The following is a 14,053-nucleotide window of genomic DNA, read 5'->3' on the forward strand; positions in this document are numbered from 1 at the left end:
CCCCGTGCGATGGGACGGCAACGGGTTCCAATGCCCGTGCCACGGTGCCACGTATGACTCCAGCGGCCGCGTCACCGGCGGCCCAGCCACCGGGCCACTGGCACCGATCGCGGTGACCGTCGTGGATGGACAGGTCCGAACGACCTCATAAGACGTCGTCGCCGACCGCCTCCGGTGGCGACGGCGGATCAGGCTCGACGACCGGAAAACCGGCGGACCGGTACGCCTCCCGGTCCTTCGTGATGACCGCGGACTCGTACCCGCTCAGCGTGCCGAGCCAATCGATGCCGTGAGCACCCATCGCCATCGCGGCGGTCGCGTACGCGTCCGTGGTCGCGAGTTCCCTACCGCACACGGTCACCGAACAGAGCTGATCGGCGGGCTCCCCACGGAGCGGATCGATGACGTGCAGACCGCGCTCGTACGTTCCGGACGTGGCAATGGCCAGGTCCGTGCCGGAGACCACCCAGGCGACCTTGTGCCGTTCCCACGGATGGGTGATGCCGATCCGCCACCCCTGCCCGTCGGGGCCCACGCCGCGCAGCCGGATGTCACCGCCGGCGTTCACGCAGTAGTTCACCGCACCGGCTGCCGACAGCCGCTGCGCGGCGACCTCGACCGACCATCCCTTGACGTATCCGGACGGGTCGAGGCGTCCGGTCGCGTACACGTCGAAATAGCCACCCGTCGACGCACGCAGTTGCTCACAAGCGTCGAGCACCCGGCGCATGTCCTGCGATGCCCGCGCCGGCGCGAGCTCACCGCGGTCGATCCGGCAGACTTCGCTGTCCCGCCGGTAAGTGCTAAACCGGCGGTCAACCTCGTGGAACCACGCCACGACGTCCTCGACCGCCCCCGTCATGTCGCTCTCGGCGTCAAGAATATCGATGGTGATGGCGGTACCCATCACCATCTCGACGTGGTGCACCTGACCTCCAGCGGCCCGCGACTATGCCTTGGCCGAGTTCAGGGCGGCCTGCAGGGTTGTCTTGAACGCCTCCGACGAGTACGTCGCGCCGGACACCGAAGCGATGTTCGCGCTCTGTGCCTGCAACGCCTCAGGCTTGAGGGTGTTGCACGCGTTGTGGTAGCAGTTCGTCTCGCCACCGTTCTCGCTGGCGGAAATGCTGGCGATCTTCCCGCCGGAGATCGTGACGCTCATCGACAGCGTGCCGTACCTGCCGTTCTTGACTGGAGCCGATCCGCTGTAGGTGCCGCTCTTCGGTCCGCTCGGCGGTGGTGGCGCGGGCCTCGATGTCGTCGGTTTGGAATTGGGTGTCGACGGCTTACTGACGGTCGGAACAGAAGTAGGCGTACCGGCCGTGGCCATGCCGCTGGGTGAAGAGCCCCTCACGGACGGTTGAGCGATGGCGGCGCTGCTGGCGGAGACCACCACACCACCCGCGTCACCGTCCAACGCCACAGCGCCCGAGGGCGCGTTCCCCAGCTTCGCTCCAACCAGCAGCGCCGTACCCGTGGCGGTGCCCAGCACGATCGCGACTGCCCGACGCATAGTCATCTCCCATTCATTGACAACGATTGGCTAGAACTCGAACGGGTCCATATGAATCTGCCGCCTCGGCACGCGCAGGCGCCGCAGCGCCGCCATGGAAGCGTCGACAATACCCGGAGGTCCGCACAGATAGACATCACGTCGCCGCAGATCCGGAGCGATCTCACGCATGCCATCCGGAGAGAACGCTCGCCGCGGCTCGGGATCGTCACGCGAGCCGAGCACGTACCGCAGCGTCGCCTGCCGCTGTTCCGCCAGCCATTCCAGCTCATCTCTGAAGACAATCTCGTCCAGGCTCCGTGCGCGGTACAGGACGATCATGCCGGTCGGCAGTTCCTCCATCAGTGCTCGGATCGGGGCTATCCCGCTGCCACCGGCGATCAGCATGGCGGCCGGACGGCGCCGGTGCTCGGCGGTGAAGATACCCCACGGCCCCTCGGCGAAGACGCGCACGCCCGGCCGCAGGTTCTGCAGGTCAGAGGTGTGGTTGCCGGCTGACTTGACGGTCAGGCGTAGCCAGCGGCCGTTGGGCGCGGCGGACAGCGAGAATGGATGGGCCTGCCACCAGCAGCCACGGGCCAGGAACCGCCAGCGGAAGTACTGGCCGGCCTGCACATCCAGGTCCTCCAGCCGGCGTCCCTCGATGTAGATCGACACCATCTCGTTCGATTCCTGCACGACCTGCGCGACGCGTAGACGATGCCGCAGGTTGAGGGTGATCGGGCCGATGATGCGCCCCTGAATCAGGCAGGCGACCACGAAGAGATACAGGCAGACCCAGTACCAGTGGCCGAAGCCACCCTTGGACAATTCCTGCCCGTCGGCGAACTGGTGCCCATAGCTCAGCAGCAGGACCAGATAGCCGGCGAGGTGCAGGTAGTACCACAACTCGTACGGCATGCGGCGGCGCAGCTTCCGGATGGACAGCAAGGCGACCGCGACCAGGATCGCTGTGGCAATGTAAGCGCTGATCATCGCGACGAGCGTGTGCCAGATGCTGTCGGTCTCGGCGAAGACCGACACACCGGATTCGCTCGCGTAGCCGAAGGTGATCAGGACGACGTGCGCCAGGACAAGGATCAGCAGGCCGGCGCCCAGTTCGCGATGCCAGGTCAGCAGGTCATGGGCACCGATCCAGCGTTCAAGCCAGCGCACCCGACTCATTGCGAGCACCTGCGCCAGCAACAGGAATCCCGCCACCATGCCGGTGATGCGGCCGCCCTCGGTCATCATGGCTCCCGCACCATGGATGGACCTGGCGGGAGTGTCCAGCCACCACAACTCGACCGAAGCCACGAGCATGAACCAGAAGACGACAACGAGAAAGGTCCGTCCGCCGCGGCCGATCTGAGTCGGAACGATAGGCCGGAAACCCCAATCGCCAACGTATTCGTGGTGCAGCGCCTGCGGCGCGCTCCGGGCTCGGTCCCTCGCACGCGAGGCCGGCAGTTCAGGGGATCCCACCTGTGCCGTCCTCGGAGCCGTCTCAGGCCCGGCGTCAATACGCGACGTCGCACCCCACCCCCGAACGTCACGCTCAGCAGCGCTCACGTGACGAACCGGCTCAGTCGCGTGCCCCGGACCCCCGCGCCTGCGCAGCACTGATTGCTCACTGGCCAGTGAATCGGAACCGAAGGGACGCTCATCGTCCCAGCCTGCAACGGGGTGGGAAGGCAAAGGAACTCCTGTTGTCGGCGCTCGAACCACACAGGGTCGCGGAGATTTCTTATTAGATTCTGAGAATCGCTGAGGAGGAGCCGGCGCGGTTGCGGTCGCTGGATGAGCATAGGCCGTCGAGGCACCTGCGGCCCGGCCGTCGCATTGGCGCCCAAATGACCGCCTCCGGGCCGCTGTAAGGCGAAGGCACGGTTGAGAATCTTCTAAGAACTTCCGTTAATCATTTGTGCCGTGTTGGATACCGTTTTCGGGCTGCCGATCCATCCGTTGATCGTGCACGCCACCGTGGTCATGGTGCCGGTGGCCACCCTGCTGGTCGGGCTGTGCGCCGCGGTGCCGGCGACGCGACGCAGATTGGCGTGGCCGACAGTGCTGGCCTGTCTGGTGGCCACCGTGACCGTGGCTGGCGCCGCGCTGTCCGGCGGGCCGCTGGAGGCCCGGGTCGGCGGCGGCGCGCTGATCCATCACCATGCCGACCTGGCGAAGCTGTTGGTGGCGTGGGTACTGGTGATGAGCGCCGCGGCCGTGGCGCTGGCCTACACCGACTGGTATCGCGAGGGCACCCCGGTGGCCGGCTGGCTCCCGGTGCGGCCGCAGATGATCCGGGCGCTCGCGCCCGCGGCCATGGGGCGCCTGGTCGGTACACGCTGGCTGCTGCCGGCGCTGGCGGTACTGAGCCTGGTGACCGCGCTGGGCACGCTGGTACAGATCGTGCTCGTCGGGCACTCAGGCGCGCAGGCCGCCTGGTCAGGAGTCGGCAGAGCGGGTGGCCGGTAAGCCGCGGCTGGCGCCCTTTTCCTCGGAAGTTGAATGATGCGGTTCCCTGCCAGCCGGCCCGTCGGTTCCGGCCGTGGTCCAGACCGGCAGGGTGACCGTGAACGTGGCGCCGGCGCCGGGCGCCCCGGTGGCATCGACCGTGCCGCCGTGAGCCTGCACGGTCTCCCGCACCAACGCCAGGCCCAGCCCGAACCGGCGCCGGTCACCGTGGCCGCCGCGGGCGAAGCGTTCGAACATCCGCTGTGCGGTGGTCGGGTCGAAGCCGGCGCCGTCGTCCTGAACACGGCAGGTGACCACTCCCCGGGCGGGCTCGTGTCCCAGACGGATCGTGATGTGACCGCCGGCCGGGGTGTGGCCCAGCGCGTTATCGATCAACGAGGTGAGTACCCGACGCAGTGCGGTGTCCGCCCCTCGCACCACGTACGCCCCATCGGTCGGCACGACGGCGCGCAGTTCGACCGAGAGCTGCGTGCTGCGGGCCCGTTCCGCGGCGACCGCGTCATTGACCAGCTCGGCCAGGTCGACAGGGCCGAAGGTCGCCGGTTCGGCGCGCAACTGGGCGGCGAGAAGCAACTCCTCCACCACGTCTCCGAGGTGTCGAGTGCCGAGGATGATCTGGCGCACATCCTCTTCCAACCGGACCGGATCGCCACCCATACGCAGCTCCCGGTCCAGCAACTGCGCGCGGGTGTGCAGCTGGGTCAGCGGAGTGCGCAGTTCGTGGCTCGCGTCGGCGACGAACCGTTGCTGCCGCTCGAACGCCAGGCCGAGCGGGACGATCGCGCGCCTGGCGATGACCGCACCGACCAGCGCGGCCAACCCCAGTCCGACCGTTCCGGCAGCGGCCAGCCCCCAATACAGCCGGTGCCGTTCACGTTCGGCATCGCTGATGTCCAGCACTGCCTGTACGGCGGCTGCCCCTACCCGCTGGGTCTGCACCTCGTATTCCCGGCCGGAGCGGTGAATGGTGGAGGTACGGGTACGCCCCCCGGAGAAGACCGAGTTCAGCGTGGCAGCGTCCGTCGGCGTGGTCGGCGCGCCGGGGCTGGACCGCAGCCCACCGGAGGTGCGCTGGTAGATCCAGACGCCTTGTGGCGGCTTGGTCAAAGCGTCCTGGTCGGCGACCGCTTGCGCCACCTGGCGGCGAGCGTCGGCGCGGCCGGTTTGCAGGACCAAGCCGACGGCCAGCGCGCCGAGCAGCAGCAGGGCCGCGGCGAACATGGCGGCGGTCTGCAGGGTGATCCGGCGCCAAACACGGGAGATGAGCTCCTGATCGGCGGCAGCCGGGCCACGCTGCCTCACAGAACACCCGCCCGGTAGCCAAGCCCTCGAACGGTACGGACCGCCCCGCTACCCAGCTTGCGCCGCAAATAGTGAACATAGGTGTCGACGATGGACGCCGACTCGGCCGCCTCGAAGGCCCGCTCTCGCAGCTCGTCCCGACTGAACACCCGGGTCGGCCGGGCCGCCAGCACCCGCAGCAGGGCCGCCTCCCGACCAGACAGCTCGACCTCGGTGCCATCTGCCAGTCGGACCACCCGGGCGGCGACGTCGAACTCGCCGGCACCCAACCGCAGCACCTCGGCGGTCACCAGATGCCGGCGGCGAAGCGCCCGCAGCCGGGCCAGCAGTTCATCGACCTCGAATGGCTTGACCAGGTAATCCTCCGCACCGGCGTCAAGCCCGGCGACCCGGTCGGCCACCGCGGAGTATGCGGTCAGGATCAACACCGGGGTGGTCAGGCCACGGCGGCGTAGCCGCAGGACGAGGTCCAGACCGTCGATACCGGGAAGGCCGCGGTCGATCAGGAATACGTCGTACTCGCGGGTCAGTGCCTCGTGCAGGCCCGCCTGGCCATCCCTGGCAAAGGCGACGTGGTATCCGCTGTCACCCAGCAGCCGGTCCAGCATCCCGCACAGCTCCGCGTTGTCCTCCACCACGAGAATCCGCGGCGACTCGCTCACGACCAGGTCACTCACCGTCCGATTATCCCGATCCCACCTGGAAGAACCTCCAGGATCGGACACCGGCCCACCAACAGGTCGGATGAGTGGCCTGGAGCACCGGTGCCGCCGGTCAGCTGCCCAGATGCGCCGCATCCAGCGCAGCCTGAAGCGAGCGGGTGTAGGCCATGCTGGTGTCGGTGGCTCCGCTGATCGCGTCCACATGCGCGCTCTGCGCACGTAGCACCTCCTCGCGCAACTGCGGCACGGCGTAGGAATTGATCCGCTCGGAGTGCCCGTCCCGGGGCAGCGCCAGGGTAGTCGCGTCCACGATCCTGCCGCTGGAGATCTGCACCTGGACCTGCACCGGGCCGTACCCGTTGTCCACCGTCGTACCGTTGACCGTCAGGATGCCCGAATCCGTCGCACCTGCGGACGCCGTAGCCGGCGGCGTCGGCTGTGCCGTGCCGGGGCCTGTGAGAACGGGCTTGACGATTCCCGGCGGTGCGCCGGCCGTGCCGACGCCCGATCCGGAGGTGCTGGTCCGGTAACTGAACAGCAGCACCACGGCGGCAACCGTAGCCACCATCACCAGAGCGATCCGGCGCATCCGCCCCTCGCTGCGCTTCACCATCCGAAGTCCTCACTGTGAATCTGATCGGCTGGCACTCTGGCCTCGGCCAGCGCCAGCCGGATCGCCCGCATCCACGGCGGCGGACCGCAGACGTACACATCCCTGCGGGAGACGTCAGGAGCGATACGGTGCAGCATCTCGCGATCCGACAGGTACGCCAGGGACACCGGCAACCACGACAAGTGCCTGGGCGGCGGCCCGTCCAGGTAGTGCACCGCCGCTCCGCGCCGGCGTGCGATCGCGTCCAACTCGGCCCGTAACGCGAAATCCTCGAACGTGTTCGCCCGGTACGCCAGCGCGGCCTCACCCGGCCGATAGGGCAGCGCCTCGAGCAGCGCACGCATCGGCGTGATCCCGATGCCCGCGGCGAGCAGCAGGATCCCCCGCCGGTTGCGGACCGTGCCGGTCAACCTGCCGTAAGGGCCCTCGATCAACACCCGGGTACCTGGACGGGCACGCGCGATGCGGTCCGCATCGTCGCCGGCGGCGCGCACAGTGATGCGCAGTTCGTCAGGCCGGGGCATGGCGGACAGCGAGTACGGGTGCGCCCGCGTCCACCCAGCGCTGGTCAGGAACCGCCAGTGGAAGAACTGGCCGGCTCGCACCGTCAGCCGGTGCAGATCACGCCCGGACAGGTACACGGAGAACACTCCTGGCGCCTCCCAGACCACCTGGCTGACCCGCAGCCGGTGCCGCCAACTGCGCCACAGCGGCAGGCAGATCCGGAAAACCACGAGACTGCCGGCGCAGATCCCATACGCAGCCCACCAGTAGGTCCGAGCCGCCGCGGAGCCGGTGAACTCGGCGCCGGTCCACAACTGGTGCGGCAACGCCAGTCCGATCCCGAGATAGGCGTAGAGATGCAGCAGATGCCACGACTCGTACCGCAACCGCCGTCGGGCCGCCCGGATCGACAACCCCACCACCGCGAGCAACAACATCGTGCCCGCGACGGCCAGCAGCATCCCGGGATAGTCGACAGTCAGTGTCCAAACCTGCCCGATCACACCCGTGTGGGCGGAACCCGCGTACCCCACGGTGATCAAACCGACGTGGGCGAGGATGAGCCAGAACGACCACAGTCCCGCGCCGCGGTGCCAACGCACCAGCCGATCCTGACCGAAGCAGCGCTCGACCCACGGCAGCCGGGCCATCAGGAGCACCTGTAACAGCAACAGATCCGCCGCGACCAGACCGGTCACCCTGCCCACCGACGTCACCGCATCCGAGCCGCCGTGCAACACCGCCTGCAGGCCGGCACCGTGCAGCCACAGCGCCACGACCACCACGAGGCTGCCGATCGCCAACGCTCCGGCAGCGTCGGCCCACCACTGAGAAGGCTCCCGATGCCGTGCCTCGATCCGCTTGCCCGTCATGAGTCAAGCCTGGCAACCAATTCTTGGAGCCTCATGAGAGGTCGCGGGCGTCCGCCTCCACCCACAATTGAGCCGGCAAACGCTTTCCACAGACTGCCAAGGCGACCCGCTCGGCATGGCGCAATCTCTGCCACGTTCGGGGAGCTGCGGCACAGCCAGGACGATGCGGGGCCGGCTGCGCGGAGTGGTGGCCCTGCTGATCAGAAAGAGTCGCAAAGCGACCAGTGCCGAGCTGGTTGAGGCGTAACAGCACCGCGTCCCGGACCAGGAACCGGACGGGAGCGGTGCCCTGGGCCGTGCCCACAATGGAAGCACGGCCCCGGGGACGCCGGTACGACTCGAACAGCTTCCGGGTCGGCATCGCCGTAGGCAACATCTCCGGTGGCATGGCCCATCCAGACCGCGTTACTCAGCCTGCTGGACGCGGCCGGCGCGCGCCCGTCCAGGCCAATGACCTACGTCGCGGCCGCGGCCAACCGCTCATGCCCGAGACAGACCTGAGCAGTCCGCCGCACCATCGCGGTCGCATACAGCCGCCGGGATCGGCGGTGATGGTGGCCCCTGCCCTAAGCGACGCGGCAGCGCGCCATGAGGTTTTTCGCGCCATGCTGCATGGGAATCGCTCGGGCCATGCCGGTCGCGTCAATCCCGGCAGCCGCAGTCTCCCGCTTCAGCCAAACTACCGTGGCTTTTTCACCCCGGCCGTGCTCGCCGGGGGCGCCCTGTGGTAGGTCGGCCGGTCGCAGACCTAGTCCGGTTGTCCGTGACAATCACGGGGCTAGCGCCCGCGGTCTGGTGGGTGATCCGTTCTTTGAGGCCCAGCGACGGAGCCAGCGTCATAGACCAGCCGAAGCATCATCACGGACACCGTAAGTCATCAGGCGCGCGCCGGCACAGCCTGACCTCGCTTGATCTGCTCGCCGCGCTCAGCGGAATCCGCGGTCTCCACATCCCTTGCCGCCGACGCCTCCGGATCACTCAACCGTATGGTGCCCTCTGCCTTCCCATCGACGGGCTGCGCGGCGCCCTGAAGAATCTCAGAAACAAACCGCACCGGCGTCGGGAGGCTCCGCCGATGCAGCATCTTCAACAGCGGGACCGCGGCGATGAACAACCCCAGCGGCGGCTCGATGACACCAAAGGCGACGGCAGCACCGATTCCACCGAAGTACCCCAACGAGCCCGGTACATCGATCCGCAGTCGTCCCACCCGGACGACCAGACACCGCGGCCTGGCGTGTGGCTCTGACATGATTCCTCCCTCCCGAGACCGCATATACCCAGTCTCCGATGGAGTAACGAACGCTCATCCAACGAGCACTGCCGCACAAGAGCCGCAGAACCCGGGAACGCTCAGACAAGCCCAGCCTCGCGTTACGGTGCGGCGTCCTTGGGTACAACCAACACCGCACGGACGGGCAGAGGAGACGGCGACCATGGGAGGCAAACTCGTCGAGATAGCCCTCAAAGCCCCGACCGCGGGACTGTTCGTGCTCGCGTTCGCGGCGTTAGCACAGACCCTCGCACCTAAGAGATTCGCCGGGTTGTTTTCGGCCGCGCCCTCCGTCGCGCTCGGCAGCCTCCTGATAACCGTGGCCTTCACCGGCGTCGAGCACGTCGCATCGGCTGCGCGAGGCATGCAGATCGGGGCGGCGGCATTTGCCGTCTACTGCGTGGCCGCGGTGCCCCTGGTCGGCAAGCTGGGCGCCTGGCGCGGCTCAGCCTGCTCGCTGGGCGCGTGGGCAGTGACCGCAACACTGGGATACCTGGTGCTGACATGAGCGGACAGCCGGCCCACCACGGTGGTGACGAGATCCGGGTCCGAACCGCTGAGCTCGGCCAGACCTCGCTACGCGACTGGCTGGTTCGATTCGGGTTCGGCGCTGGCGTATCTGCCCTCGCCGGCACGATCTCCGCCCTGGTCGGGCCAACCCTTGGCGGCGTCTTCCTCGCCTTCCCCGCAATCTCGCTCGCAAGTCTGACCCTTGTCGCCAAAGAAGACGGTGTACGACAGGCCCGCAACGATGCCCGAGGCGCCGGACTCGGCACCCTCGGCCTGCTGGCATTCGCCGTGGTCATCGCGGTGACCGTCACCAGATGGCCGCTATGGGACGCGTTCGCCGCAGCCACGACCGCTTGGGGTCTCATCGCCTTCGGTGCCTACCTTCTCGCGAAAGCAGTCGGCATGGGCGGGGACGAATCACCCGGCCTCTGACCCCATCGCCTCGTGACCATCCCACTTGATAAACCCCACCACCCAGCAACAGACAGGCACTCATGGATGTGTCCACGTCGGTTGCTCACTCGGCAGATTGAGCAACTCCAGGCCCGCTCCGACCCTGCCTCGTCGGTGATGTGAACCTCCGCTGAACCAGCGCGATCTCCGGCGCCTCGGCCCGGCGGACAGGACGGGAGAGTCCGGGGCAAGATAGTGACCGGGAGGAAGCTCAGCCGCGGCGGGGATCCCGCTTCCCCTTGAATCCCCGCGTCACGACGCCCGCCATCGACACCGCCCACCCGCCGCACAGAAAATCCCGGCAGAGATCTCGTCGGAATCCCATAGCCGCCCCGACCCCGAGAGACCGGCACGACTGCCCCTCAACAGGCCGTCGGCGAGACCAGCGACAAGCGAGGCGCTCACCGACGGTCGTCCACGAATCGATCAGCTCATCTTCATCATCTTGTTGGCCGCAGCCATCACGTCGTCCATGGAATTGAACTGATCCATGGGCATCTTCTTCATCATTTCCATCTGCTCGTTGCTGGCGCCGTGCTGCATCATGTGGCTCATCATGTCCTGCTTGCTCGCCGGAAAACTCATTCCCTCGAGCTGCTGCCGCATCATGTTCATATCCATGTCAAACGCCTACCCGAAAGCCCCCCGGTCAAACGACATCCGAAAAGTGGATGCGTGGTCAAACCCCGGGCAGTCTGCACGGCACCTCAGGAACTTTCTGCAACCGCACCGGACGGGCGTCCCAATCGCGGTGGTCGCGCCAGGACGTATCGGCTTCACAGTCATTGCCCGGGTCCGACTCCGAGGCGCCAGCCTCCAGAACCCACGGACGCAACAGGATCGCCCGATGCGTCGCTTGGCACCCGTCGTAGCTGCCACGCCAACCGGCTCTTCGCGGCCGGCTTGCGATTCGGCATCAACGGTTAGTGACAAGCGTGCGCACCGCATCTGCTTACGGCGGCTTGGCTAAATCACAACGTTCGCGGGGATACGCCACGCGGCCACCCCACGCAGGTCCACCCACACCTCTGACGGTGTCCGCACCATCCGGGCGGTGACTTCGTCGCACTGCGGGCACCGCAGGACGATACCCGGCCCACGGTCGTAGACATGGGCTTCAACGAACCGTCGGGCGGCGCCACACGCGGCACAGGTCAGCATCACCACCGAGACATCAGACCCGAAGACCTCGGTGAAAGCTCCGATGACGGCGTTGCCGTCCACGTATCCCATATCGGTATCTGCGCTCATCTCATCCCCCGGTCGGACCGAAGCGTTCAGTGCGGATAGTCGACGGATCGTGCCCCCTGTCCAGCATCATGCCAACGACCGCCTCCACGAACCCTGTGGGACCGCAGACGTAGACGCGCCCCTCGGCCCCGGGCTTCCACCCGAGGTCGTCCGGATCCGACTGGCCGATCCGGCCGGCGGGCCGGTGCGAACCAGCCGGTGCGGACCTCGTATAGACCAATGAGACAGTCAGCCCGTCATCGTCCCGGGCCCGCCCGGCCAGTTCGTCCGCGTAATAGACCTCGGCCGCCGAACGCGCGGAATACACGAACGTGAAGGGTGCGACACCGCCGGTACGTGCACGTTCCCGCACCATCGCCATCAGCGGCACCACGCCGGAACCGCCCGCGACGAGCAGGACGGGCAGCAGTTCCTCGACCCGCCAGACAAACCAGCCGCCAATCGGACCGCGAAGCTCCAACTCGTCACCGACACGAAGGTCGTCAACGAGATACGTGGAAACCTCTCCGTTCGGCACACGCTGAACGGTCAACTCCACCCGCTCACCGTCGACCGGGCCAGCGATCGAATAGCTACGCTCCGCGCTATAGCCATCCTCGGCCGTCAGCCGGAGATCGACATGCTGTCCAGCGAGGTGCCCTGGCCACCCGGGCACGTCGAACAGGATGGTCTTTGACGAGGGGGTCTCTTCGCGTATCGCGACGACCCGCCCGGTCTGCCACCGCAGCCGCCCCGCCATCTCAATCCCCCGTGTAGCGCTGCTCGCGCCACGGATCCCCGTGGTTGTTGTACCCCAATGACTCCCAGAACCCGGGCTGGTCCTCCCGCCGCAACGTGATGCCGTTGACCCACTTCGCGGACTTCCAGAAGTACAGATGCGGCACCAGCAAACGGGCCGGGCCGCCATGCTCCGGCGACAGATCCCCGCCGTCGTAGCGATAGACGATCCATGCCTTGCCACCCAGCAGGTCCGCCAGCGGTAGATTGGTTGTATAACCGCCATACGAGTGCACCAGGGCGTAGCCGGCGGAAGTCTCCACCGAGGCAAACAGCGTGTCGAGCGAGACGCCCTCCCACCGCGTCCCGAATTTCGACCACTTGGTCACACAGTGGATGTCCACGACCGGCTGCTCGACTGGTAGTTCGAGCAGTTGTGACCAGGTCCACGACCGCACCGGTGACCCTGGTTCATCGGTGATGGTGAACCGCCACTCGTCCAGCGCGATCCTCGGTGTGGGCCCGGCCGAAAGAACCGGGAAGTCCCGGGTCTGGTACTGCCCCGGCGGGAGGCGCTCCGCCGAGGCGTCACGACGCCCACGAAATCCCCTTGTCACAATGGCCACCCCGGGCCCTCCTTCTACGTCAACCCCACTCACGCGATGCGCGGCACGGGCACCAACATCTCGCCACGCGGCTCCACCTGAAACGCGACACCCGACACCCTGAACCGTCCTCCGGTCGTCATCTTCACTCGTGCCGTTAGCGCCGCTTGCCGGCGTCTTCTTACCGGCGCTCCCTGCGCAACCTCTGTGATCTTCGCGGTCGTCGCGACCATCGCCGCCGATCAGGTGGATCGGCGACACGTCGACCGCGCGCCGACGCGCGGAGGCGGGCTTTGCGACGAGGGACTACGAGGGTAGCCGCGAGGTTCTGGAGGAGCACGGTGAGGCACACGTCACTCCCCGGGTCCACCTCCGACCGTCGTCGTTCGGCACAATGGAACGCCTGATTCGAAGCGTTGCTCAGTACGGTTGCCAGTGGAGGTGGCTATGCCGACCGGACCGTTCGTCGGAATCGACGTCGGAGGCACCGGCATCAAAGGCGCGCCGGTCAACCTCGACACCGGCGGTCTGCTCCGAGAGCGGATCCGAGTTCCCACCCCGATGCCAGCGACCCCTGCGGCTGTCGCCGGCGTGGTGGCATCCGTGCTGGAGGAGATCCCGGGTGACGGGCCGATCGGCGTGACGTTGCCCGGCGTGGTGACTGGCGGCGTGGTCCGCACGGCCGCAAACATCGACAAGAAGTGGATCGGTGTGAACGCGGTCGACCTGTTCGCCGAGGCCACCGGCCGGCCGGTGACAGTGGTCAACGACGCGGACGCCGCAGGCCTGGCCGAGGTGCGCTTCGGAGCGGGCGCTGGTCGGGCGGGCACGGTCATCGTGGTCACACTGGGCACCGGTATCGGCAGCGCATTGTTCGTCGATGGGTCGCTGGTACCCAACACCGAATTCGGGCATCTGCACCTGCATCATGGCGACGCCGAGGACTGGGCGGCCGAGTTGGTGCGCGAACGCGAAGGTCTATCCTGGGAGCAATACGCCCACCGGATCGAGCAGTACTTTCGGCTCGTCCAGCGGTTGTTCTGGCCCAACTTGATCATCGTGGGCGGCGGAGCGAGCCGGAAGGCGGAAAAGTTCCTTCCGCTCGTCAAGGTGGACACCGAGGTGGTGGCAGCGGCCCTGCAGAACGATGCCGGCATCGTCGGCGCGGCCATGCTCGCGGCCGGTCATCATGCGAAGGCTGGCGCGACGCAGCGTGGCCAGGGAGTGTCGTAGCCCGAACGTGGCGCTGCAAGCCCGAGGCGCCAGGAATCGCTGCCTTTCAAGCGGAGTCGGAGGATTCCCCAGGTGAGGCCGGACAATCGCT

General features: G+C 67.4%; 17 protein-coding genes. 5 read left to right on the forward strand and 12 right to left on the reverse strand.

The genetic code is table 11. The features are described from left to right. The first annotated feature begins 4 nt into the window (after window positions 1-4). Complete coding sequence (locus Raf01_RS51175; protein ID WP_203924897.1) at window positions 5-151, forward strand: QcrA and Rieske domain-containing protein; 147 nt, start codon at window positions 5-7, stop codon at window positions 149-151. On the opposite strand, the gene Raf01_RS48060 is transcribed toward Raf01_RS51175, so the two are convergent. From Raf01_RS48060 to Raf01_RS48070, 3 genes are read right to left on the reverse strand one after another with little or no spacing between them, the layout of a single operon-like run. Continuing rightward, a complete protein-coding gene (locus Raf01_RS48060; protein ID WP_308442712.1) occupies window positions 146-928 on the reverse strand; it encodes an FAD:protein FMN transferase in 783 nt (260 codons plus the stop codon). The two genes, Raf01_RS51175 and Raf01_RS48060, sit on opposite strands and share 6 nt — an antisense overlap. Before the next feature lie 21 nt (window positions 929-949). Further along, window positions 950-1,513: an FMN-binding protein gene (locus Raf01_RS48065; protein WP_203924885.1), complete on the reverse strand. Its 564-nt coding sequence runs from the start codon at window positions 1,511-1,513 to the stop codon at window positions 950-952. A gap of 30 nt (window positions 1,514-1,543) precedes the next feature. Then, a complete protein-coding gene (locus Raf01_RS48070) occupies window positions 1,544-2,746 on the reverse strand; it encodes a ferredoxin reductase family protein (RefSeq protein WP_239134571.1) in 1,203 nt (400 codons plus the stop codon). 675 nt (window positions 2,747-3,421) lie between these two features. Here Raf01_RS48070 and Raf01_RS48075 point away from each other — a divergent pair. Next, complete coding sequence (locus Raf01_RS48075) at window positions 3,422-3,967, forward strand: DUF2231 domain-containing protein (protein WP_203924886.1); 546 nt, start codon at window positions 3,422-3,424, stop codon at window positions 3,965-3,967. Here the strand turns inward: Raf01_RS48075 and Raf01_RS48080 are convergent. The 5 genes from Raf01_RS48080 to Raf01_RS48100 all read right to left on the reverse strand — a co-directional run bounded on the left by Raf01_RS48080 (window position 3,938) and on the right by Raf01_RS48100 (window position 9,130). After that, the gene (locus tag Raf01_RS48080; RefSeq protein ID WP_203924887.1) at window positions 3,938-5,269 is read right to left on the reverse strand and encodes a sensor histidine kinase; all 1,332 of its coding nucleotides are present in this window, start codon (window positions 5,267-5,269) and stop codon (window positions 3,938-3,940) included. The two genes, Raf01_RS48075 and Raf01_RS48080, sit on opposite strands and share 30 nt — an antisense overlap. After that, on the reverse strand, window positions 5,266-5,946 hold the full coding sequence (locus tag Raf01_RS48085; RefSeq protein ID WP_239134572.1) for a response regulator transcription factor: 681 nt from the start codon (window positions 5,944-5,946) through the stop codon (window positions 5,266-5,268). Before Raf01_RS48085 ends, Raf01_RS48080 begins: the two co-directional genes overlap by 4 nt. Window positions 5,947-6,043: 97 nt before the next feature. Beyond that, window positions 6,044-6,544: an FMN-binding protein gene (locus tag Raf01_RS48090; RefSeq protein WP_239134573.1), complete on the reverse strand. Its 501-nt coding sequence runs from the start codon at window positions 6,542-6,544 to the stop codon at window positions 6,044-6,046. Then, a complete protein-coding gene (locus Raf01_RS48095) occupies window positions 6,538-7,920 on the reverse strand; it encodes a ferredoxin reductase family protein (RefSeq protein ID WP_203924889.1) in 1,383 nt (460 codons plus the stop codon). The genes Raf01_RS48090 and Raf01_RS48095 overlap by 7 nt, the downstream gene beginning before the upstream one ends. A gap of 877 nt (window positions 7,921-8,797) precedes the next feature. Beyond that, the gene (locus Raf01_RS48100) at window positions 8,798-9,130 is read right to left on the reverse strand and encodes a hypothetical protein (RefSeq protein ID WP_203924890.1); all 333 of its coding nucleotides are present in this window, start codon (window positions 9,128-9,130) and stop codon (window positions 8,798-8,800) included. Between the two features lie 226 nt (window positions 9,131-9,356). Between Raf01_RS48100 and Raf01_RS48105 the strand changes: the two genes are divergently transcribed. Further along, window positions 9,357-9,701, forward strand: coding sequence for a hypothetical protein (locus tag Raf01_RS48105; RefSeq protein ID WP_203924891.1), 345 nt, complete (start codon window positions 9,357-9,359; stop codon window positions 9,699-9,701). Further along, window positions 9,698-10,135, forward strand: a complete 438-nt coding sequence (locus tag Raf01_RS48110; RefSeq protein ID WP_203924892.1) for a DUF3147 family protein — start codon at window positions 9,698-9,700, stop codon at window positions 10,133-10,135. Before Raf01_RS48105 ends, Raf01_RS48110 begins: the two co-directional genes overlap by 4 nt. A 447-nt stretch (window positions 10,136-10,582) precedes the next feature. On the opposite strand, the gene Raf01_RS48115 is transcribed toward Raf01_RS48110, so the two are convergent. The 4 genes from Raf01_RS48115 to Raf01_RS48130 form a co-directional block, all read right to left on the reverse strand. After that, a complete protein-coding gene (locus Raf01_RS48115) occupies window positions 10,583-10,777 on the reverse strand; it encodes a DUF2795 domain-containing protein (protein ID WP_203924893.1) in 195 nt (64 codons plus the stop codon). Between the two features lie 345 nt (window positions 10,778-11,122). Further along, window positions 11,123-11,407, reverse strand: coding sequence for a DUF6510 family protein (locus Raf01_RS48120; RefSeq protein ID WP_203924894.1), 285 nt, complete (start codon window positions 11,405-11,407; stop codon window positions 11,123-11,125). A gap of 1 nt (window position 11,408) precedes the next feature. Continuing rightward, window positions 11,409-12,146 (reverse strand): ferredoxin reductase, encoded by a 738-nt coding sequence (locus Raf01_RS48125; RefSeq protein WP_203924895.1) that lies wholly within the window; start codon window positions 12,144-12,146, stop codon window positions 11,409-11,411. A 1-nt stretch (window position 12,147) separates the two neighbouring features. Continuing rightward, a complete protein-coding gene (locus tag Raf01_RS48130) occupies window positions 12,148-12,750 on the reverse strand; it encodes a sulfite oxidase-like oxidoreductase (protein WP_239134574.1) in 603 nt (200 codons plus the stop codon). 426 nt (window positions 12,751-13,176) lie between these two features. Between Raf01_RS48130 and ppgK the strand changes: the two genes are divergently transcribed. Next, complete coding sequence (gene ppgK / locus Raf01_RS48135; RefSeq protein WP_203924896.1) at window positions 13,177-13,962, forward strand: polyphosphate--glucose phosphotransferase; 786 nt, start codon at window positions 13,177-13,179, stop codon at window positions 13,960-13,962. Window positions 13,963-14,053 lie beyond the last annotated feature (91 nt).

This window comes from Rugosimonospora africana (assembly GCF_016862975.1).
GTDB lineage: Bacteria > Actinomycetota > Actinomycetes > Mycobacteriales > Micromonosporaceae > Rugosimonospora > Rugosimonospora africana.

Excerpts from the sequence above, each read along its gene's own strand:
- Raf01_RS48125 (WP_203924895.1), bottom strand. The coding sequence starts at position 12,146 with ATGGCGGGGCGGCTGCGGTGGCAGACCGGGCGGGTCGTCGCGATACGC.
- Raf01_RS48090 (WP_239134573.1), bottom strand. The coding sequence starts at position 6,544 with ATGGTGAAGCGCAGCGAGGGGCGGATGCGCCGGATCGCTCTGGTGATG.
- Raf01_RS48065 (WP_203924885.1), bottom strand. The coding sequence starts at position 1,513 with ATGCGTCGGGCAGTCGCGATCGTGCTGGGCACCGCCACGGGTACGGCG.
- ppgK (WP_203924896.1), top strand. The coding sequence starts at position 13,177 with ATGCCGACCGGACCGTTCGTCGGAATCGACGTCGGAGGCACCGGCATC.
- Raf01_RS48105 (WP_203924891.1), top strand. The coding sequence starts at position 9,357 with ATGGGAGGCAAACTCGTCGAGATAGCCCTCAAAGCCCCGACCGCGGGA.
- Raf01_RS48115 (WP_203924893.1), bottom strand. The coding sequence starts at position 10,777 with ATGGATATGAACATGATGCGGCAGCAGCTCGAGGGAATGAGTTTTCCG.
- Raf01_RS48110 (WP_203924892.1), top strand. The coding sequence starts at position 9,698 with ATGAGCGGACAGCCGGCCCACCACGGTGGTGACGAGATCCGGGTCCGA.
- Raf01_RS48120 (WP_203924894.1), bottom strand. The coding sequence starts at position 11,407 with ATGAGCGCAGATACCGATATGGGATACGTGGACGGCAACGCCGTCATC.
- Raf01_RS48070 (WP_239134571.1), bottom strand. The coding sequence starts at position 2,746 with ATGATGACCGAGGGCGGCCGCATCACCGGCATGGTGGCGGGATTCCTG.
- Raf01_RS48095 (WP_203924889.1), bottom strand. The coding sequence starts at position 7,920 with ATGACGGGCAAGCGGATCGAGGCACGGCATCGGGAGCCTTCTCAGTGG.